Raw genomic sequence first — 19,851 nt, forward strand, 5'->3', positions numbered from 1 at the left:
TTCGGTTTCACTCCTGCCCAGACCAGCGGACACTCGGGCGATGACGGAGGATACCGGCATGCTCTTTGCTGAGCCCTTTTGGGGGCCGACCCCATCCATCGACGACCTGCGCCGCGAGGCGCGCCGACTTCACAAGTCCTACGAGGCTGGCGAGCGCGGCGCGCGCGAACGCCTGCGCGCGTTGCCGCCGCGCAATGACGGGCGGGTGCTCAAGCGCGCCGACTTCCTGCAGGTCGTGGCGCGCGAACGCGGCTTTGAAAGCTGGCCCAAGCTCAAGCTGGCGGCCGAAACGCAGGGTCTTGACCGCGCGGCGCGAATCCAACGGCTGAAGATTGCGCTGTTTCACGGGCAGATGCCGGTGGTGCAGGCGCTGCTGGCCGAGACACCCGACCTTGCCGAGGGCCACTTCGGCCTGCAATGCGCTTTGGCCGACCTGCCCGGTGTGCGCAGGGCGCTGGCGCAGATGCCCCGGTTGGCCACCGAGCGGTTCGGGCCGCGCAGCCCGATCCTGCACCTCGCCTTCTCGCGCTGGCATCAGGTGCATCCCGAACTGCGCCCCGCGACGCGGGAGATCGCCGCCCTGCTGGTCGCGCAGGGGGCGGATGTGAACGACGCGCAGGAGGGCGCAGGGGGAGAGAAGCTCTCGGCGCTCTACGGCGCGCTTTGCGTCGCGCGCAACCTTGATCTGGCGCGCTGGCTGCTGGAGCAGGGGGCCTCTCCCGACGATGGCGAGTCGCTCTACCATTCGGTGGAAATGGGCGCACCGGACGGGCTGAAGCTGCTGCTCGACCATGGCGCAAGGCCGCGGGGCACCAACGCGCTCTTGCGCGCGCTCGACTTCAACGACCATGGCGCGGTGGAGCTTCTGCTCGCCCATGGCGCGCGGCTCGATGAGGACACGCAGACCATTCCCGCGCTCCATCAGGCGGCGCGGCGGGGCTGCGACCGGCGCATGGTTGACCTGCTGCTCGAGGCCGGGGCGGACCCCGCGCGCGAGTGGCGCTGGGTCTCGCCCTATGCCTATGCCAAGGTGATGGGGTGCCGCCCGCTGGTCGAGGCGCTGGAGGCGCGCGGCCTCGCCGCTGCTCTGTCGCGGGAAGAGGCGCTTTTGGCCGAGGCCGCCGAGGGGCGTATCACCACGGGCACCTACATCGATCCCGAGGCGCTGCCACCGGCCTACGACGGGCTGCTGCGCGGGCTTGCGGGCCGCCCGGACCGGCTGGCGCAGATCACCGCGCTGGTGGCGCTCGGGCTGCCCTATGACGCAGCGGATGCCGGCGATGGCGTGACGCCGGTACAGGCGGCCGCCTGGGAGGGGTATCCCGAGGTGATGGCGTATTTCCTGGACCTGCGGCCGGACTTGAGCCACGTGAACGCCCATGGCGGCACCTTGCTCGGCACCTTGCTGCACGGGGCCGAGAACGCGCCGAAGACCGCGGAGCGCGACCATCTCGCCTGTCTGAAGCTGCTGCTCGAGCATGGGGTTGCGCTGCCGCGCAAGGCCATGGCGATGGTCGGCAGGCCCGATCTCGCCGGGTTCCTGGGGGACTGGGCCAAGGCGCATCCGGGGCAGCTCGTCTGATCCCGCCCGCCGGAGGGACGGGTCGCCCAAGGCGGGAAATTCTGTTTCACAAAACCGCGGCACGCCCTACAATCTGGGCTGCCGCACGTATTTTCATAAAAGGAATTTTGTCATGCGTCTCAGAGGAGTGCGCCGAAGCAGCAATGTCGAGGACCGGCGCCGGTCCGGGGGCCGCGTCGCCATGGGCGGCGGGCTCGGCGGCATCGCGCTGCTGATCGTCCTGGCCATCGGCTATTTCGCAGGCGTCGATGTCACCCCGCTGCTCAACAACAGCACGGTGCAGACTTCGAGCGAGCCGCGCGAACTGACGCCGCAGGAGAAGCTGGCCGGCGAGTTCGCCTCGCAGGTGCTGGCCACAACCGAGGAGGTCTGGAGCCAGCTGCTGCCCGAACAGGCGGGCCGCGACTACGTGCCGCCGGTGCTGGTGCTCTTCTCCGGTCAGACCGCCTCGCCCTGCGGCGGTGCCAGCGGCGCGACGGGACCGTTCTACTGCCCGCTCGACCAGCAGGCCTATCTCGACACCGAGTTCTTCGCCACGCTCGAGCAGCAGCTCGGCGCAGAGGGCGATTTCGCCGCCGCCTATGTGATCGCCCATGAAGTGGCGCACCACGTGCAGAACCTGCTCGGCATCCTGCCGCAGGTCGAGGAGATCCGGCAGCAGTCGAGCGAGACCCAGTCCAACGCGCTGACCGTGCGGCTGGAGTTGCAGGCCGACTGCCTGTCCGGCGTCTGGGCGACCCATGTGGACGGCATCCTCGAGCCCGGCGACGTCGAAGAGGCGCTGAATGCCGCCAAGATGATCGGCGACGACCTGTTGCAGAAACGGGCCGGACGGGTGCCGCAGCCGCATACCTTCACCCATGGCACCAGCGCGCAGCGCTCGGGGTGGTTCGCGCGCGGCTACGAGGCGGGCAATATCGCTGCCTGCGACACTTTCTCCGGGGATATCTGATCCGATGATGATCCATGCGCTCTCTGTCCTCGATGGCATTCTCGCCATCTCGCCCCTGCCGGGGTCGGGTGGGGACTTCCCGGGCGACATGGAGCATGTGACCGAGTGGCGCCCGGCCATGGTGATCACGCTCGTCACGCGCGCGGAACTGGAGGCGGCTGGGGCGGCGGCGCTCGGCATTCACGTGGAGGACCACGGCTCGCGCTGGGTGCATCTGCCGATCCCCGACTTCGGCACCCCTCCCGACGAGATGCTCAGGCGCTGGCCCGAGGTCAGCGCGCAGGCGCGGCAGGCGCTCTCGGGCGGTGGCCGGGTGCTGGTGCATTGCCGGGGCGGCTGCGGGCGGTCCGGCATGGTGGCGCTGCGGCTGATGATCGAGGCCGGCGAGGCCACCGACGAGGCGCTGGCCCGGCTGCGCCACCTGCGCCCCTGCGCCGTGGAAACCGAGGCGCAGATGGGCTGGGCCCTGCAGGCGCCGCGCTGCGCCGCGCTGTTCCTGCGCCACGTCGACTGACCGTAGCCGTGACGATTGCCAGCCCGTCACCGCTCGGATAGAGCGGGCGCAGAGCCAGCCTTTCGCCAGCCCCTTCCGTATCAAGGAGATGGTGAATGATCCCCGGTCGCCGACGCTTTCTGACCACGCTTGCCGCCTTCGCATCCTGCCCCGCCGTTCCGGCCGTGGCGCAGATGCGGCAAGGCCCCGCCGAGTTCCCGCTGTTCGACGCCCCGCCCGCCAGCCACACGCTGACGCAGTTCGACGTGGTCGCAGAGGGGCTGAGCTACCGGCTGTTCCTGGCGTGTCCCCATGGCGAGGTCCCGGCGCAGGGCTGGCCGTCGCTCTGGATGCTGGACGGCAACGCCGCCTTCAGCCGGCTGGATGCCGCGCGGCTCGCGGCGCATCCGGGGCTGGCGGTGATCGGCATTGGCTACCCTGTGGAAGCGGCCTTCGACGGCGCGTCCCGCGCCCGCGACTATACACCCGTGCCGCTGGAACAGCCGACGCACGGCCGCGGCCGCGACTGGCAGTTCGGGGGGCAGGAGGCATTCCGCGCCCGTCTGCTTGGTCCGCTGGCGCAGGCACTGGCCGAGCGCGCGCCGCTCGATCCGGCGCGGCGGAGTCTCTGGGGTCATTCCTACGGCGGCGTCTTCGTGCTGGCCACGCTGCTCTCGGCGCCCGAGGCCTTCCGTGCCTACATGGCGATCAGCCCGTCCAGCGGCTTCGGTGGCGGCGCCTTGCAGGCCATGGAGGCCGGGGCGCCAAGGCTGGCGGAAGGGGGCGCCGAGGTGCTCATGATGCTCGGCGACAGCGAGCACCGCTCGGGCACGCCGGAGCCGGCGGAGCCGCGCCCCAACCCCGACACGATGGCGACGGGCGCGCGTCTCGCAGCGCGGGCCGACCTGCATGTGCAACTCGAGGTGCTGAAAGGGCTTGGCCATGGCGCGACCTTTGCCGCGTCCTTCCCGCGCAGCTTCGCGCTGGCGGACGCCTAGCTCAGGGGAAGATCAGGTAGCCGCCGCGTCCGCCGTCGAGGGTGAAGCTGGCGCTGCTGCCGATGCCTTCCTCGGGCGTGGCGAAGAGCGCGTTGCCCTGCGCCCCGTCGGTGCAGGCCAGCGCCGAGCCCATGCTGGGAAAGAGCGCGGGCGGTCCGTCGAGCTGGCCGAGGCAGGTGATGCGGGTGTCGGGCAGGGTGAGCAGCAGCACGTAGTTCTCGCCGTCCGAGCTCAGCACCTGTCCGAGCGCCGAGCCGCCGCCGTTGAGTTCGCCGACCCCTTGAAGCGCCTGCGCTGGCAGGGCCGGGGACGTGGTGGCGGGGGCGCGCTCGACGATGGGCGGCTGCGCGGCACGCGCGGCGAGCTGCGGCGCATCGGCGGCCGGGCCGCTGACGACGGGTGCGCCGGGCGAGTTGCGGATCTGCTTGGTGCGGGCGGGGCTGTCGCGCTCAATGGTCATGACGGGCTCGCGCACCGAGCCATCGGCGCCGGGCACGCGGGTGCCGAGGTCGATGGAAAGGCCAAGCCCGCCATAGCCCCCCCAGCCGGTGATGCCGCCCGATCCCGGCCAGCCGGGACGATGCGGATGTCCGGGACGGTCGGGACGCGCGGGCCAGCCGGGACGCTCGGGCCAGCGGAATGGGCGGCTGCGCTCCGCGGCGTCCAGATCGACCACCGTCCCCTGCGCCCAGAGCGGGGCGGCAAGGCTGATCAGCAGCGGGACAAGACAGGCGATCCTGCACATCGGGGCGACCTCCGGTTGGAAAAGTGTCGGTCCCAGAATGACATGCGAGTCGCACTCCGGGCGCAAGCCCGAACTTCGCGGGGCAAGTCGGCAGAAGTGTGACGCGCCGGGTGCTGGCCTCAGACGTAGCGGTTCCAGAGGTTCTCGAGCCGCTCCTGCCGCCCCGAGCGCGGCTCAGGGTTGAGGCCCCCGTCCCGCACCCGCGCCTCGATGCTCGCAAGGTCGGAGGTGAGCAGCGCCTTGTTCTCGGGCCGGTTCCAGCCGGCGTAGCGCTCGGCGCGCCGCGCTTCCAGCGCACCATCCTCGAGCAGCGCCGCCGCCGCCTTCAGCCCGCGGGCACAGACATCCATTGCCCCGGCATGGCCGAGGATCAGGTCCTCGGGGTCGAGTGACTGCCGCCGCAGCTTGGCATCGAAATTGGTGCCGCCGGTGGTGAAGCCGCCCGCCTTCAGCACCTCGTAATAGGCGCGGGCGACCTCTGGCACATTGTCGGGGAACTGGTCGGTGTCCCAGCCGGACTGGTAATCATTGCGGTTCATGTCGATCGAGCCAAGGAGCCCGAGCGAGGCGGCCAGTGCCAGCTCGTGCTCGAAACTGTGCCCGGCAAGGATGGCGTGGCCCTGCTCGATGTTGAGCTTCACCTCGTTTTCCAGCCCGAAGCGCTTGAGAAAACCGTAGACCGTGGCGACGTCGTAATCGTACTGGTGCTTCGACGGCTCCTGCGGCTTCGGCTCGATCAGGATGGTGCCCTTGAAGCCGATCTTGTGCTTGTAATCGACGACCATCGACAGGAAGGCCCCGGCCTGCTCGGCCTCGCGCGAAAGGTCGGTGTTGAGCAGCGTCTCGTAGCCCTCGCGCCCGCCCCAGAGCACGTAGTTCTCGCCGCCGAGCCTGTGGGTGGCGTCCATGCAGGTCTTCACCGTCGCGGCGGACCAGGCAAAGACCTCGGGGTCGGGGTTGGTGGCCGCGCCCGACATGAAACGGCGGTGGGTGAAGAGGTTCGCCGTGCCCCAGAGCAGCCGGGTTTTCGAGCCTTCCATCTTCTGCGCGAAATAGTCGGTTATCTCTTCGAGGTTGCGGGTGGTCTCGGCGAAATCCGCGCCCTCGGGGCGCACGTCGGCGTCGTGGAAGCAGAAGAACGGCACGCCGAGCAGGTCGAACATCTCGAAGGCGACGTCGGCCTTGAGCTTGGCCTTCTCCATCTCCGAGCCGAACCACGGCCGGTCGAAGGTGCGCCCGCCGAAGGGATCGCCGCCCTCCCATGCAAAGCTGTGCCAGTAGGCGACGGCGAAGCGCAGGTGGTCCTCCAGCCGCTTGCCCATGACGATCTCGTCGGGATCGTAGTGGCGGAAGGCGAAGTCGCTGTCTGCGTCCGGCTGGTAGGTGAGTTTCGGGATGTCTCGGAAGAAGCCCGTCATGAATGCCTCGTGTGGAAATGGGGGTGTGTCATTGCGCGCCGTGGGGGCGCGGCTGCTTGCCGAGGATGATCATCCCGAGAATGTCCTCGTCGGTGACCTCGGCCACGTTCACCGTGCCGACGAGCTGGCCGTTTTTCATCACCGAGGCGCGGTCGCAGAGCTTCATCACGTTGTGGATGTCATGCTCGATGAGGAAGATGCCGATGCCCTGCGCCTTCAGCTGCTCGATCAGCTCGGCGACCATCTGCGTTTCCTGCGGGCCGAGCGCGGCGGTGGGCTCGTCCATGATCAGGATGCGGGCGTTGAAATAGACCGCGCGGGCGATGGCCACCGATTGCCGCTGCCCGCCCGAGAGCGCCTTCACCGGATCCTGGAACTTGCGGAAGTTGGGGTTGAGCCGCGCCATGATCTTGCGGGTCTCGGCCTCCATCTGCGCATCGTCCACGAGCCCCGTGGGCGAGACCAGCTCGCGCCCCAGAAAGAGGTTCGAGGCGGCGTCGAGATTGTCGGCCAGCGCCAGCGTCTGGTAGATCGTCTCGATGTTGTAGCGGCGGGCGTCACGGGGGTTGGTGATCTCGACCTTCTCGCCGTCGATGAGAATCTCGCCGCTGTCCATGCGGTAGGCGCCCGACAGGCACTTGATCAGCGTCGACTTGCCCGCACCATTGTGGCCAAGCAGGCCGACCACCTCGCCGGGGTAGAGATCGACCGTGACGTGGTCGACCGCCTTGATGCCGCCGAAGGAGACCGAGATGTCACGCATCTCTACGAGGGGCGCTCCGGTTCTGCTGACCATCATCTGTCTCCCGTGCGTTTGCGGTAGAGGATGTCGATGAGCACGGCCAGCACCAGCACGACGCCCACGACGATGTTCTGGAAGGGCGCATCGACGCCGACCATGGCCATGCCCGATTGCAAGGATTGCATGATCAGCGCGCCGAGGATGGCGCCGTAGATCGTGCCGATGCCGCCCGCCAGCGCGGTGCCGCCGATCACCGCGGCGGCGATGACGCGCAGCTCGTCGAGCGTGCCGATGTCATTGGAGTGGAACGACAGGCGCGCCGAGGCGACCATGCCCGCCAGCGCGCAGAGCACGCCCATCAGGGCAAAGACCTTGACCGTCAGCAGCCGCGTGTTGATGCCGGAAAGCTCCGCCGCCTCGGGGTTGCCGCCGGTGGCGAAGATGTAGCGTCCGAGCCGGGTGCGGCGGGCGATGACGGTCATCACCACCGCCACGGCGATCAGCAGCAACACCGAGAAGGGGATGCCGTAGCCTGCGGTGAAGCCCTCGGGCATGGTCTCGCCGCGCGCCTCGAAGGCGCGGCGCAGCACGCGGCTGGGCACCTCATAGGCGTTGAGGATGGCGACGAAGCCGAGGATCGCCGCCGCCGAAAGCGCCATGAGAACGCCCTCGGCCCAGAGCGGCTTCACCGGGAACTCGTGATTGATCCGGGCTTTGCGGGCCTGTGCGATGGCGGCCCAGGCGACCAGCGTGGCGAGCACGCCGAAGATCCAGCTGCCGGTGACGCCGAGTGTGCCGCCGATGCCGCCGAGGGTCTGGAAGGTGTCGTCGAGCGGTCCGATGGTCTGGCCGCTGGTCAGGTACCAGGCGACGTTGCGCCAGACCAGCAGCCCGCCGAGCGAGACGATGAAGGCCGGCACCGAAAGGTAGCCGACGATCCAGCCCTGGAAGGCGCCGATGAGGCCGCCGGTGAGCAGCCCGACAAGGATCGCGACCGGCGCGATCACCGGGTTGCCATAATCGAGCCCGAGGCTGGGCAGGGCCTGTGTCTGGGTGATCGCCATCATTGCCGAGCAGGTGGCGAGCAGCGAGCCGACGCTCAGGTCGATGTTGCGGGTGACGATGACGAAGACCATGCCGGTGGCCATGATTGCCACGCTGACCGTCTGGATCGTCAGGTTGAAGATGTTGCGCGGCGTCAGGAAACGGCCGTCCGTCAGGACGTTGAACACGATGCAGACCAGGATGAACGCGCCGACCATGCCGAGCAGGCGGGTGTCGAACTCGAGGGTCTTGAAGATGTTCCTGCGGCCGGCCCCTGCGCCGGAGGCATTCGCCTCTGCCATGGTGACCTCTGGGTGTTGGAGCGGTGTCTGTGGTCGGGTTCCCCGCCGCGTGGTTCGCGGCGGGGGCAGATGCGTCAGGCAGGTGCCTGCATCAGTTGCAGGGCGCCGGGCCGCCCGACACGCCCTGGCAGAGCGCGTCCTTGCTGATCCAGCCCGCATCCACGACGGTGCTGAGGTTGTCCTTGGTGATCGGCACCGGCTCGAGGAACTTCGCCCAGAGCGTCGTGCCCGCCGGAGAGGTCCATTCCGCTGCCCCATCGATGTCGCTGGCCATGGTGTCGCCGGCCAGCTGCACGGCGATCTCGCCCGCCGCCTTGCCCAGCTCGCGTGCGTCCTTCCAGACCGAGACGGTCTGCGTGCCGCGTGCGACGCGGTTCAGCGCGGCATGGTCGCCGTCCTGCCCCGAGACGGGGATGCCATCGAGGCCCTGCGCGGTCAGCGCCGCCACGGCGCCGCCGGCGGTGCCGTCGTTCGAGGCGACCACGGCATCCACCTTGTTGTCGTTGGCGGTCAGGATCTGTTCCATGTTGCGCTGCGCGTTGGCGGGCAGCCAGCCGTCGGTATAGGCCTCGCCGACGATGGTGATCTTGCCGCTGTCGATGGCCTCCTGCAGCACCTCTTGCTGGCCGCCGCGCAGGAAGTCGGCGTTGGGATCGGTGGGCGAGCCCTTGATCATCACGTAGTTGCCCTCGGGGGCCGCTTCGAGCACGGCGCGGGCCTGCATCCGGCCAACCTCGACGTTGTCGAAGGTCAGGTAGAAGGCGCGGCTGTCCTCGATCAGCCGGTCATAGGCGATCACCGGCACGCCCTCGTTGGCGGCGGCCTCGACGGCGGGGATGATGGCCTGGGTGTCCTGCGCGAGGATGATCAGCGCGTCCACGCCCTGCGCCATCAGCGACTCGACGTCCGACAGCTGCTTCGAGGACGAGGATTGCGCGTCGGCCGATATATAGGTCGCCCCCGCCGCCTCCAGCGCAGACTTGATTGCCGCCTCGTCGGTCTTCCAGCGCTCCTCCTGGAAGTTGGACCAGGACACGCCGACGGTCTGGGCGGATGCCGTCACGGCAAGCCCGAGTGTGATGGCCGCAGAGGCCAGCAAAGTCTTGTACATGTTTTCCTCCCTAGGTGCCCCGGTGGGGCTGCGTCGTTCTCCCTCGACGCTGCGTCAGCCTGAGCCTCTTAAATTCAGTTGTCAAATTAAATTTACCCGCGCATATTGCCGTGCAGAGCAAAATTTGGCCATGAGCCGCTATGAAGTGCCGATCTGGCACTCGTATCGCGGATTTGAAGATGAATTTTGTTCGCGACTTAAATGAATTCTGGATACAGCTGAGGCATGAGCGACGAAGCGGACATCATCGGCTGCGGCCCCCTTCTTCAGTCCCCGGACTCGGTGCAGCGCCCCTTGCGGCAGCAGGTCTTCGAGCACGTGCGCGCGCTTGGCCGCGTGCCGCGGGTCCAGGTCGCCAAGGACCTTCGTGTCAGCCCGGCCTCGGTGACCACGATCACCTCGGAGCTGATCGAGACCGGCTTTCTGGAGGAGGTGCAGGCCGCGCGGATCGGCGACAGCGGTCGCGGCCGTCCGGCGGTGGCGCTTCAGGTTCGACCGGGCGTGCATCACGTGATGGGAGTGAAGCTCTCGGACATCCAGCACACGGCCGTGCTTGCCGACCTGTCCGGACGGGTGATCGCGACCGCCTCGATGCCGCGGACGCCGGGGCAGCTGTCGGTGGCGATCGTGGGCGATGTGACCGAGGCGCTGATGACCGAGCTCTGCACCGCGGCGGGGATCGATGCCGGGTCGCTGCGCGCTCTCGGTCTGGGCGTGCCCGGCTTCGTCGATGCCGAAACCGGGCTGGTGCGCTGGTCGCCGATCCTCGACCTGCGCGACACCGACCTGAGCCCGGCGCTTGCACAGCGGCTCGGACTGCCCGTGCATATCGACAATGACGCCAACCTCGTGACCCTTGCAGAGCTCTGGTTCGGGGCGGGGCGGACGATGTCGAATTTCGCCGTGGTGACCATCGAGCACGGCGTCGGCATGGGCTTCGTGATGAACCACCGGCTCTATCGCGGCGCGCATGGCATGGGTATGGAGCTGGGCCACATGAAGGTGCACCTCGACGGTGCGCTCTGCCGCTGCGGCCAGCGCGGCTGCCTCGAGGCCTATGTCGCGGACTACGCACTGGTGCGCGAGGCGCGCACCGCGCTGAACCTGCCCGACCTCGAGACCCGCTCGGTGCGGGCGCTGCTCGAGAGCCTGTTCAGCCAGGCCAAGGCGGGCAACCCGGCGGCGCATTCGATCTTCCGCCGCGCCGGTCGCTACCTGTCGCTGGCGCTGGCCAATGTGACCAACCTCTTCGATCCGCAACTGATCATCCTGTCGGGGGAGCGGATGCGCTACGACTACCTCTATGCCGAGGGCACGCTGACGGAGATGAAGACGATGATGATCGAGACCGGCCGCGAGGCCCCGAAGGTGGAGATCCATGCCTGGGGTGACATGGTCTGGGCACGCGGTGCGGCGGCGCTGGCGCTGGAGACGCTGACCGAGCAGATGCTCGGCGCGGGCCGCGACATGGCGGCACAATGATCCGGGCGGTGCTTTGTCTTGCGCTGGTGCCGTCGCTGGCGGCGGCGGGGCCGAGGTTTGTCGATGACAGTGCCGGTCTGCCGGCCGAGCACATCTACTCGGGCGGCTGGGAGCATTTCGTCGGCGGCGGTGTCGCGACTTTCGACTGCAATGGCGACGATCTGCCCGAACTTTTCGCTGCCGGGGGCACCTCCTCTGCCGGGCTTTTCGTCAACCGCTCCGAGACGGGCGGGGCGCTGCGCTTCGAGCACGGCGCGCTGCCGCAGATGACCGGGGTCACCGGGGCCTACCCGCTGGACATCGACAGCGACGGTCACCTCGACCTCTTCGTGCTGCGCGTCGGGCCGAACCGCGTGCTGCGCGGGCTTGGCGATTGCCGCTTCGAGGATGTCACCGAGGCCTGGCAGCTGCCGCAGCGCGACGCCTGGTCCACCGCCTTTACCGCCACCTGGCAGCCGGGACAGGACTGGCCGACGCTCTTCACCGGCAATTACGTCGACCGCTTCGATCCCGATGGCCCCTTCGAGGCCTGCGACAGCAGCGAGTTGATCCGCCCCGGCAAGGGCAGCTTCGGCAAGGTCGAGACCATCGAGCCCGGCTGGTGCACGCTCTCGGCGCTGATCTCGGACTGGCAGCGCAGCGGCACGCCCGAACTGCGGCTGTCGAACGACCGGCACTACTACGTGAAGGGCGGCTACGAGCAGATGTTCCGCCTCGCGCCGCTCGCAGAGCGCAGCGACTGGGCGAAGGTCTCGCTCTGGGGCATGGGCATCGCCTCGCGCGACCTGACCGGCGACGGGTTGCCCGAGGTGATGATGACCTCGATGGGCGACCAGCTGCTGCAGTTCAACCGGGGCAGCGGTTTCGAAGACGCGCCCTACGCGCAGGGGGCGACGGCGCACCGGCCCTATACCGGCGGCGACGGCCGGCCCTCGACCGGCTGGCACGCCGAGTTTGGCGACGTGGACAATGACGGGCGGGCCGATCTCTTCATCGCGAAGGGCAACGTCGACCAGATGCCGGGCATGGCGATGGATGATCCCAACTCGCTGCTGGTGCAGGGGCCGGACGGGCAGTTCAGCGAAGCCGGGCTCGAAGCGGGGATCGCCACGATGCACCGCGCGCGCGGTGCGGCGCTGGCCGATCTGAACGGCGACGGGCTCATTGATATCGCGGTCGTCAACCGCCGTGCGCCAATGGAGCTCTGGCGCAACGTGACCGCGGGGGCGGGTAGCTGGGTCGGGGTCGCGGCCGTGCAGTCCGGGGTCAACCGGCTGGCCGTCGGCGCTTGGGTCGAGCTGCGCAGCGCGGCGGGCATCCAGGCGCAAGAGATCACCGTGGGGGGCGGCCACGCGGGTGGCAGCGCGCTGCCGCTGCATTTCGGGCTCGGCGGGCAGAGCGGCGCGGAGCTGCGGGTGATCTGGCCCGATGGCACGCAGGGCGACTGGCAGCCCGTGCGTCCCGGCGAGGTGATGCGGATCGAGCGGCGATAGCGGCTCAGCGATCCACCGGCAGGCCCGAAGGCACCGTCTGGGGCACGCCGAGGCGGCCCGCCAGCGCAACCGGATCGGTCAGCGTTTCGAGAAAAGCCAGCAGCGCCGCAACCTCGCCCGAGCTGAGGGTCACACCCGGACCCGCCGCCGCGACCAGCGCTTGCACCTCCTGCGGGTCATCCATCACCGCCCAGTCGGGCTTGGTCTCGGGCAGATCCGGCAGGACGACATGGCGCGCGTAGCGACCCAGTCCCCCGGCGCGCGCGGCGTGATCGGCGAGAAAGGCCGTCAGGTCGTCATGGCCGCCCGCGTGGCCCCACGGCCCCGTCTTCGCGACATTGCGCAGCGAGGGCGTGCGAAAGGCAAAACGGTCCGCCTCGCGCCCGGTCACCCGCATCCGACCGTCGTCACGGGCGTGGCGCTCGAAGCGCTCGGCCTTGCCCGGCCCAAGCTGCGGTGCGCCCATGGCATGGAAATCATGGTCGGTGAGGAAGGGGCCGGAGTGGCATTCCGCGCAGCCTGCTGTGCCGTAGAACAGCACCGCGCCGTCAGCCGCGGTGCCTGCAAGCGGCGTCTCGCCGCGCAGGGCCGCGTCGAAGGGGCTGGCGTCGGAGCGCCACTCGAAGGCGACAAAGGCGGCGATGGCGTTGGAGATGTCGGTGAAATGGATCGGCGCGCCCGCGCCCACATGCGGGTAGACCGCCTCGAACCGCGCGGCGTAGTCCGGGATCGCCGCGACCCGCTGCGAGATGAGATCCCAGGCCCCGCCCGCGCCGGTGATCCGCCCCGAGCGCACCGCCTTGGAGACGTCGCTTTCCGAATAGTGCCCGGCCATCTCGTCCGGCGAGAGCACCGGGAACATGGTCTGCGCCGAGAGCACCCCCGAGAACCCCCGCTCCATGTCTTCGGCCATTGGGGTGCGCAGACCGCCGGGGCGCGACGGGTCGGCCTCGATCCGGCCGTCGTGGAACAGCACGGTGAACTCATGCGCACCGAGATTGAAGAGCGCGGTGGCGTTGCGCGGGATGCGCTGTTCGGGCGTATCGTCCGCGGTCGCGTGGCGGTCGGGGCCGAGCCCGACGCCGCCCTCGCCGAGCCCGAGGCTCAGCCCGTCCGAGGTGGCAAAGCGCGGGTGGTGACAGGTGGCGCAGGCAATGTTGCGGTTGCCCGAGAGGATGCGGTCGTAAAAGAGCAGCTGCCCGAGCGCGACTTCCTCGGCAGTCGTCTCGATGTAATCCGCATCGCCCACGGCGCGCGGCAGCCGCAACTCGGCCGCGGCTCCGGGACCCGCCAGCAGGGTCAGCCCCACAAGCGCCATGCCCATCTTGCGCATTGTCCTCTCCTCCCCCTCGCTGGAATAGTGATGGCACGCGGGCGGGCCTTGCGGCAAGCGGCGCAATCGGGGGCTCTGCCCCCGTCCGCTGACGCGGACTCCCCCGGGGATATTTTCGCCTAGAAGAAAGCCCTCAGCGCAGCGCGCACCCCTCGGCATCGAAGCCGTGGATCCGCGCCGGCTCGAAGGCGAGGCCACAGGGCGTGCCGGGGGTGAGGTCGGTCCTGCCGATGGCGCGCACCGTGAGCCTGCCCGCCGCGCCGCAGTCGACGATCACGTAGGTGTCCGCGCCGAGATACTCGAGCACGTCGACGGTGCCGTCGAGCTGGCCCGCGCCCGGCGCGGTGAGCGCGATGTGCTCGGGGCGGATGCCGAGGTGCCGTGCGGCATCCGGCAGCGGCTCGGCAAGCCGGAGACCCGCCACCTCGGCGGGCAGGACGTTCATTTTCGGCGAGCCGATGAACTGCGCGACGAAGAGGTTGCCCGGCCGCTCGTAGAGCGCGCGCGGGCTGCCGACCTGGCTGATCTGCCCGGCTTCCAGCACCACGATGCGGTCGGCGAGGGTCATCGCCTCGACCTGGTCATGGGTGACGTAGATCATCGTCGCGCCGAGTGCCTGGTGCAGCTTGGCGATCTCGTAGCGCATCTCGACGCGCAGCGCCGCATCGAGGTTCGACAGCGGCTCGTCGAAGAGAAAGGCGGTGGGATCGCGCACGATAGATCGGCCGATCGCCACCCGTTGGCGCTGGCCGCCCGAAAGATCCTTGGGGCGGCGTTCGAGCAGCGGCTCGAGCTTCAGCACCCGCGCCGCCTCATTCACCTTCGCCGCGATCTCCTGCTTCGGCGCGCCCGCGGATTTCAGCGAGAAGCCCATGTTCTCGCGCACCGACATATGGGGGTAGAGCGCGTAGCTCTGGAACACCATCGCCAGGCCGCGCTCGGCGGGCGGCGCGGCGGTGGCGTCGCGCCCGCCGATCACGATCTGCCCGCGCGAGGTCTCCTCGAGCCCGGCGATCATCCGCAGCAGCGTGGACTTGCCGCAGCCCGAGGGGCCGACGAAGATGATGAATTCGCCCTCCTCGACGGCGAGATCCACGCCCTTGATCACCTGCGCGTCGCCGTACCATTTCTCGACGGATTTGAGCTCGATGCCTGCCATGTCAGTCTTTCCTCGTTGGTCCGGGGCGGGGCGCTGCCCGGGTCATCCTTTCACCGAGCCGGCGGTCAGCCCCTTGGTCATGAAGCGCTCGAGTCCGAGGAACAGCACCATGATCGGCAGCGTGGCGATCACCGCGCCGGCCATCAGGTGCTGGCGCGGCACCTCGGACGAGTTCAGCGAGGCGATGCCTCGGGTCAGGGTGAACTTGCCGGGATCGTCGAGCAGCATGAAGGCCAGCAGGAACTCGTTCCAGGCGATCATGAAGACGTAGAGCGAGACCGAGGCCAGCGCCGGCAGCGAGAGCGGCAGGGTGATGCTCCAGATCACCCGAAGCCGCGACAGCCCGTCCATCAGCCCGGCCTCCTCGACCTCGGACGGCAGGCCGCGGAAGTAGCCCTGCAGCATGTAGAGCGCCACGGGGATGGTGGTGACCGGGTAGATCAGCACGATGCCGAAGAGCGTGTTGCGCAGCCCGGTCATCGAGAAGGCGATGTAGATCGGCAGCGCCAGCACGATCATCGGCACCATGTAGATCAGCAGGATCGAGCGCGAGAACAGCGTCTGGCCGCGGAAGCGCAGCCGCGCGACGGCGTAGGCGCCGGGGATGGCGAAGGCGAGGGTGATCAGCACGGTCAGCACCGACACGTAGAAGGAGGTCCAGAGGTAGCTGCCGAAATCGTAATCCCGCATCAGCTCGACGTAGGACCGGAAGAGACCCAGCCCCTGATCCAGGTCGAGCGAGAAATCCAGCGGGTTCTGCACCAGCGCCGCCTGGTTCTTCAGCGAGGTCATCACCATCACGTAGAAGGGGATGACCACGATGGCGGTGAAGAAGATGTAGCCGAAGCCGGTGAGGAACCGGATCACCGCCGCCTCGAAGACATGGCGGGTGAGCTTGCCGGGAGTCACCTTGACGAGGATCTTCCAAAGCCCCAGCCCGCTGAATAGCACCGTGGCGAAGGTTCCGGACCAGCGTGCCAGCAGCGCGGCTTCGGGATCGATGGCGATGGGCGAGACGCCGGCGAGCCCGGCGGCCAGCAGCATGACCGCCCCGACCGCCAGCGGCAGCACGGCTGTGCCGCGGCCGCCGCGCAGGCAGGCCAGCCCCATCACCGCGCCCCAGGGCAGCGCTTGCCAGGAGGGGCGAAATCCCGCGCCGGTGGCAAAGCTCATGGCAACCGCCACGGTGGTCGCGATGACGCACCCCCAGAGCGCCCCCAGCAGCGGCGCGGTGACATATCCCAAACGCAGCAGTTTCATGCGCGCGCCCTCGTTCTTCTAGGCGGAAATATCCCGGGGGTCCGGGGGCTGGCCCCCGGTCCGGTGCCGGTCACGCCCGCAGGTTCATGGCAAAAGCGCCTCACAGCCCCTCCTCCCGGCTCATCACGCGGAAGAAGAGGAGCGAGAAGAGGATCAGCGACAGGAAGATCACCACCGCCACCGCCGCGCCCGCGCCGATGTTCGACAGGGCGAAGGCCTGCTCATAGACGTTGACCGTCAGCACGCGCGTCCCGGCGTTGCCGCCGGTGAGCAGGAAGATGTCGTCGAACTTGTTGAAGGTCCAGATGAAGCGCAGCAGGAACAGCACCGACAGGATCCCCAGCAGTTGCGGCAGCGACAGGTCGCGGAACTTCTGGAAGGGCGAGGCGCCGTCCATGTCCGCGGCCTCGTACATGTCGGTGTCGATCGACTGCATGCGGGCCAGGATGAAGAGGAACGACAGCGGGAAGTAGCGCCAGATCTCGAAGAGGGTCACCATGATCAGCGCCAGCGGCCGCTCGCCGAAGAAGTTGATCGCCTGGCTGGTCACGCCCATCTGCATCAGCAGGGCGTTGGCCGAGCCGGAGTAGGGGTCGAAAAGCAGGATCCAGGCAAAGGCCACGGCGATCACCGGGGCAACATAGGGAAAGAGGTACAGCCCGCGCAGGATGCCTTGTCCGGTGAAGCTCTTGTCCAGAAGCATCGCGGCGAAGAGCCCGAGGATCAGCGCGCCGGCGGTGCCGAAAACGGTGTAGAACAGCGTCACGCCGAGCACCGACCAGAACTCGGCGCCGTTGAAGATGCGCGCGAAGTTCTCCAGCGTGAAGCCCGAGAAGGAGGTCAGGACGTTGTTGGCGCGTCCGGTGATGACCGGCTCGCTCGCCTCGACGTCGGGCCCCTCGAAATAAGACGGGTCCGCCGCGACAGGGATGCGGATCTGGTCGCGGAAGCCGCCCTCCCAGTCGCCGAGATCGCAGGTGAGCGTGGCGCCGTCGAGCGTGCAGCGCGGATCCATCTCGGTGGCACTCAGCCCTTCGGGCCATGTGTCGGTCAGCGTGACGCCGGTGATCGCCTGATCTTGGGACGAATTGCGCAGCCGGTAGCGCAGGTAGGCGTCCGGATCGCCCTCCTCGAGGTCGCCGCGGATGTCCTCGCGCACCACCGGCGCGGGCGGGCGCAGCTCGGCGAGGCCGATGGGTTTGAAGGCGATCCAGAACACCGCCAGCAGCGGCAGGATCACCACCAGCGCCACGGCGGCGAGGGTGGGAAAGAGCAGGCCCCAGGCTAGCCGCGCCTCGCGGCGGGCGAGCGGGCCCATGCCCTTCGGTGGAACGGGTTCCATCATGGACACCCTCCGGTCTTGCACGTCAACAGATGCGGGGCGCCGGGAAAGCGCCCCGCCGTATCAATCGCTTACTGGATCGCGCCCAGCTCTTCATTGAGCTGGCTGACCGCCTCGGCGGCGTCGATCTCGTCGTCGATAAAGGCGCGGACGACGCGGTTCACCGCCTGGCTGTTGACCATCTTCGAGGCCAGTGCCATCTGGCCGACGTCGGCACCCCAGCGCTGCGCCACGTCGAGGCCGGCGACAAGCTCGTTCACCGTGTCTTCGCCGTAGAGGTCGCCAAGCGCCGCCTGACGGTCAACGCCGACCGGCAGCTTCGACCACTCGGTGACGAACATCTCGGGGTCCTCGTCGGTGCCGCGGCGGACCGGGAACTTGCCCTCGGGGGCGATGGCCAGCGTGTCGAGATAGCCCTCGTCCATCGAGAACTTGACGAATTCCTCGGCGACGTCGGTATTGGCATCGCCGGTAATGCCGAGGAAGTTCAGCTCGGCAAAGGCGGCGCCGTCGGGGTTGGACGGGCCCGAGAAATTGGTGACGATGCCGGTCTTCCCGGCGAGCTCGGCCGAGGTCGGATCATCGGTGATCGTGGGGGGCGCGCTGTCGCGCAGGCCGGCCAGCTCGTCGAGGATGAAGGGCGACCAGATGGTCATCGCGGTATTGCCCGAGAAGTAGATCGTCCGCGCCTGGTCCCAGTAGAGATCGCCCGGCGGCGAGGCCTTGGCGATTGCCTTGTAGAAGTCGAGCACCTCGATGGTGGTGGCCTCGTCGAGCTCGGCAAAGCCGTCCGACCCGACCGGCGAGACGCCATTGGCGAGGAAGACATGTTCCAGCACCTGACTCATGAAGGCCTCGTCCACCTTTGTGGCGGCGACGAAGCCGTACATCTCGGGCGGGTTGTGCAGCTTCTCGATCGCGGCCTCGACCGCGGCGTAGCTGGTCGGCGGCTCCAGCCCGGCCTCGTCGAAGAGGTCCTTGCGGTAGATGATCATCTGCGTCCAGCCGTCGGCGGGCACCGAGGCGAAGCCGTCGTCGAACTCGGCCATCTTCAGCGCGCCGGGGGCAAAGGTGGCGCCGCCCAGTTCCTCGATCACGTCGGTGGCGGCATCGGGATCGAGGATGCCGGCCTCGGCCCAGGGCAGGGCGTAGGACAGCGGGTGGTAGATGACGTCGGGCATGTCGCCGGCGGCGAAGGCGGCGGTGGCACGGGTGCCCATCTCGCTCTCGGTGACCGGGATCACCTCGACCTCATGTCCGGTGGCCTCGGTGAAGGCGGCGGCCATGGCCTCCTGCTTGGCGAGCCGCTCGGGCTGCTCCTCGATGGTCCAGAACCGGATGGTGTCGGCATGGGCCATCCCGGCGGTCAGCGCCAATAGCATGGCGGTGCCGCCGAGAGCGCGGCGTTTGATGGGTGTCATCGTTTTCCTCCTGATGTTGGTCGTCAAACCAGCGGGCGGAAGGGGATGGGCGCGCGAGACGCAAAACATGAACGAGGACGGGCGCCGAAGCGCGTGGTTGCCACAATGCGGCAAGTCCTCCTCCCTGGATAACCCCTTCACCACCATAAACATATGAACAATCTCCTGAGGGGAGACTTGAGGCTCAAAGCGCTTTAGGCAAGGAAAAAAGACGCCGCGACGCGGCAACTTAGGGGGTTTCGGGATCAGATCGAGACTTTTTCGAGCAGAGCCTCGCGATCGATCTGCCCGGCCTGTCCGGAAAGCGATACGGCCCCGCGGGTGACCGCATAGAAGCTGTCGGCCAGCCCCCAGGTGAAATCGAAGTATTGTTCGACCAGAACCACCGCCATGTCGCCCTGGTCGCGCAGCTGCGCGATGACCCGGCCGATCTGCTGGATGATGTTGGGCTGGATGCCCTCGGTCGGCTCGTCGAGCAGCAGCACGCGCGGGCGGGTGATCAGCGCGCGGGCGATGGCGAGCTGCTGCTGCTGGCCGCCCGAGAGATCGCCGCCGCGGCGGTGCAGGAAGTCCTTGAGAATGGGGAAAAGCTCGAAGATATGCGCCGGCACGCCGCGCTCGGCGCGCGGCAGGCAGGCAAAGCCCGACTCGAGGTTTTCCTGCACGGTCATCAGCGGGAAGATCTCGCGCCCCTGCGGGACGTAGGCGATGCCGGCGCGGGCGGCCAGATAGGCGTTGAGGTGCTCGAGCGGCTTGCCGTCGAGGCTGATCGTCCCGCTGGAGTAGGGGTGGCGCCCGGCGATGGCCTTGAGCAGCGAGGTCTTGCCCACGCCGTTGGTGCCCATCACCGCGGTGACCTTGCCGGGCTCCGCTTCGAGGCCGATCCCGTGCAGGATCTGGCTCTGCCCGTAGTGCAGGGTGAGGTTGTCGACCTTCAGCATGGCGTCTCGCTCCGTCCGCAAATCTCTTCGAAG

General features: G+C 68.4%; 17 protein-coding genes. 6 read left to right on the plus strand and 11 right to left on the minus strand.

All coding sequences use genetic code 11. From position 1 onward, the window contains the following. The first annotated feature begins 40 nt into the window (after window positions 1-40). From IQ782_RS15395 to IQ782_RS15410, 4 genes are all read left to right on the plus strand, one after another. Entirely contained in the window at window positions 41-1,582 is a 1,542-nt protein-coding gene (locus tag IQ782_RS15395) for an ankyrin repeat domain-containing protein (RefSeq protein WP_240989324.1), read from the plus strand. Between the two features lie 112 nt (window positions 1,583-1,694). Continuing rightward, window positions 1,695-2,534: a KPN_02809 family neutral zinc metallopeptidase gene (gene ypfJ / locus IQ782_RS15400; protein ID WP_194135545.1), complete on the plus strand. Its 840-nt coding sequence runs from the start codon at window positions 1,695-1,697 to the stop codon at window positions 2,532-2,534. A gap of 4 nt (window positions 2,535-2,538) precedes the next feature. Further along, window positions 2,539-3,048, plus strand: coding sequence for a protein-tyrosine phosphatase family protein (locus tag IQ782_RS15405; RefSeq protein WP_194135546.1), 510 nt, complete (start codon window positions 2,539-2,541; stop codon window positions 3,046-3,048). A 95-nt stretch (window positions 3,049-3,143) separates the two neighbouring features. Beyond that, window positions 3,144-4,025, plus strand: a complete 882-nt coding sequence (locus IQ782_RS15410; RefSeq protein WP_194135547.1) for an alpha/beta hydrolase — start codon at window positions 3,144-3,146, stop codon at window positions 4,023-4,025. Window position 4,026: 1 nt separating this feature from the next. On the opposite strand, the gene IQ782_RS15415 is transcribed toward IQ782_RS15410, so the two are convergent. From IQ782_RS15415 to xylF, 5 genes are all read right to left on the minus strand, one after another. After that, window positions 4,027-4,770, minus strand: coding sequence for a hypothetical protein (locus tag IQ782_RS15415; protein WP_194135548.1), 744 nt, complete (start codon window positions 4,768-4,770; stop codon window positions 4,027-4,029). Between the two features lie 119 nt (window positions 4,771-4,889). Then, entirely contained in the window at window positions 4,890-6,188 is a 1,299-nt protein-coding gene (gene xylA / locus IQ782_RS15420) for a xylose isomerase (RefSeq protein WP_194135549.1), read from the minus strand. Window positions 6,189-6,216: 28 nt separating this feature from the next. Further along, complete coding sequence (locus tag IQ782_RS15425) at window positions 6,217-6,984, minus strand: ATP-binding cassette domain-containing protein (RefSeq protein WP_240989325.1); 768 nt, start codon at window positions 6,982-6,984, stop codon at window positions 6,217-6,219. After that, entirely contained in the window at window positions 6,984-8,276 is a 1,293-nt protein-coding gene (locus IQ782_RS15430) for a sugar ABC transporter permease (protein WP_194135551.1), read from the minus strand. Before IQ782_RS15430 ends, IQ782_RS15425 begins: the two co-directional genes overlap by 1 nt. Window positions 8,277-8,367: 91 nt before the next feature. Beyond that, complete coding sequence (xylF, locus tag IQ782_RS15435) at window positions 8,368-9,387, minus strand: D-xylose ABC transporter substrate-binding protein (protein ID WP_194135552.1); 1,020 nt, start codon at window positions 9,385-9,387, stop codon at window positions 8,368-8,370. A gap of 225 nt (window positions 9,388-9,612) precedes the next feature. On the opposite strand from xylF, the gene IQ782_RS15440 reads away from it, so the two are divergent. Then, on the plus strand, window positions 9,613-10,869 hold the full coding sequence (locus IQ782_RS15440) for an ROK family protein (RefSeq protein WP_194135553.1): 1,257 nt from the start codon (window positions 9,613-9,615) through the stop codon (window positions 10,867-10,869). Continuing rightward, the gene (locus tag IQ782_RS15445) at window positions 10,866-12,362 is read left to right on the plus strand and encodes a CRTAC1 family protein (RefSeq protein WP_194135554.1); all 1,497 of its coding nucleotides are present in this window, start codon (window positions 10,866-10,868) and stop codon (window positions 12,360-12,362) included. The genes IQ782_RS15440 and IQ782_RS15445 overlap by 4 nt, the downstream gene beginning before the upstream one ends. 4 nt (window positions 12,363-12,366) lie before the next feature. Here IQ782_RS15445 and IQ782_RS15450 read toward each other — a convergent pair whose 3' ends face one another. The 6 genes from IQ782_RS15450 to urtE all read right to left on the minus strand — a co-directional run bounded on the left by IQ782_RS15450 (window position 12,367) and on the right by urtE (window position 19,818). Continuing rightward, window positions 12,367-13,695 (minus strand): cytochrome-c peroxidase, encoded by a 1,329-nt coding sequence (locus tag IQ782_RS15450; RefSeq protein ID WP_194135555.1) that lies wholly within the window; start codon window positions 13,693-13,695, stop codon window positions 12,367-12,369. A gap of 133 nt (window positions 13,696-13,828) precedes the next feature. Beyond that, entirely contained in the window at window positions 13,829-14,854 is a 1,026-nt protein-coding gene (locus tag IQ782_RS15455) for an ABC transporter ATP-binding protein (protein ID WP_194135556.1), read from the minus strand. Window positions 14,855-14,896: 42 nt separating this feature from the next. Next, window positions 14,897-16,114 carry a carbohydrate ABC transporter permease gene (locus tag IQ782_RS15460; protein ID WP_194135557.1) on the minus strand — a complete coding sequence of 406 codons (1,218 nt, stop codon included), beginning with the start codon at window positions 16,112-16,114 and terminating at the stop codon, window positions 14,897-14,899. A 100-nt stretch (window positions 16,115-16,214) separates the two neighbouring features. Then, a complete protein-coding gene (locus IQ782_RS15465; RefSeq protein ID WP_194135558.1) occupies window positions 16,215-17,459 on the minus strand; it encodes a carbohydrate ABC transporter permease in 1,245 nt (414 codons plus the stop codon). 68 nt (window positions 17,460-17,527) lie between these two features. After that, on the minus strand, window positions 17,528-18,877 hold the full coding sequence (locus tag IQ782_RS15470; RefSeq protein WP_194135559.1) for an ABC transporter substrate-binding protein: 1,350 nt from the start codon (window positions 18,875-18,877) through the stop codon (window positions 17,528-17,530). 245 nt (window positions 18,878-19,122) lie between these two features. After that, entirely contained in the window at window positions 19,123-19,818 is a 696-nt protein-coding gene (gene urtE, locus IQ782_RS15475) for an urea ABC transporter ATP-binding subunit UrtE (RefSeq protein WP_194135560.1), read from the minus strand. Between the last annotated feature and the right edge of the window lie 33 nt (window positions 19,819-19,851).

It is taken from the genome of Salipiger mangrovisoli, from assembly GCF_015223355.1.
Lineage (GTDB): Bacteria > Pseudomonadota > Alphaproteobacteria > Rhodobacterales > Rhodobacteraceae > Salipiger > Salipiger mangrovisoli.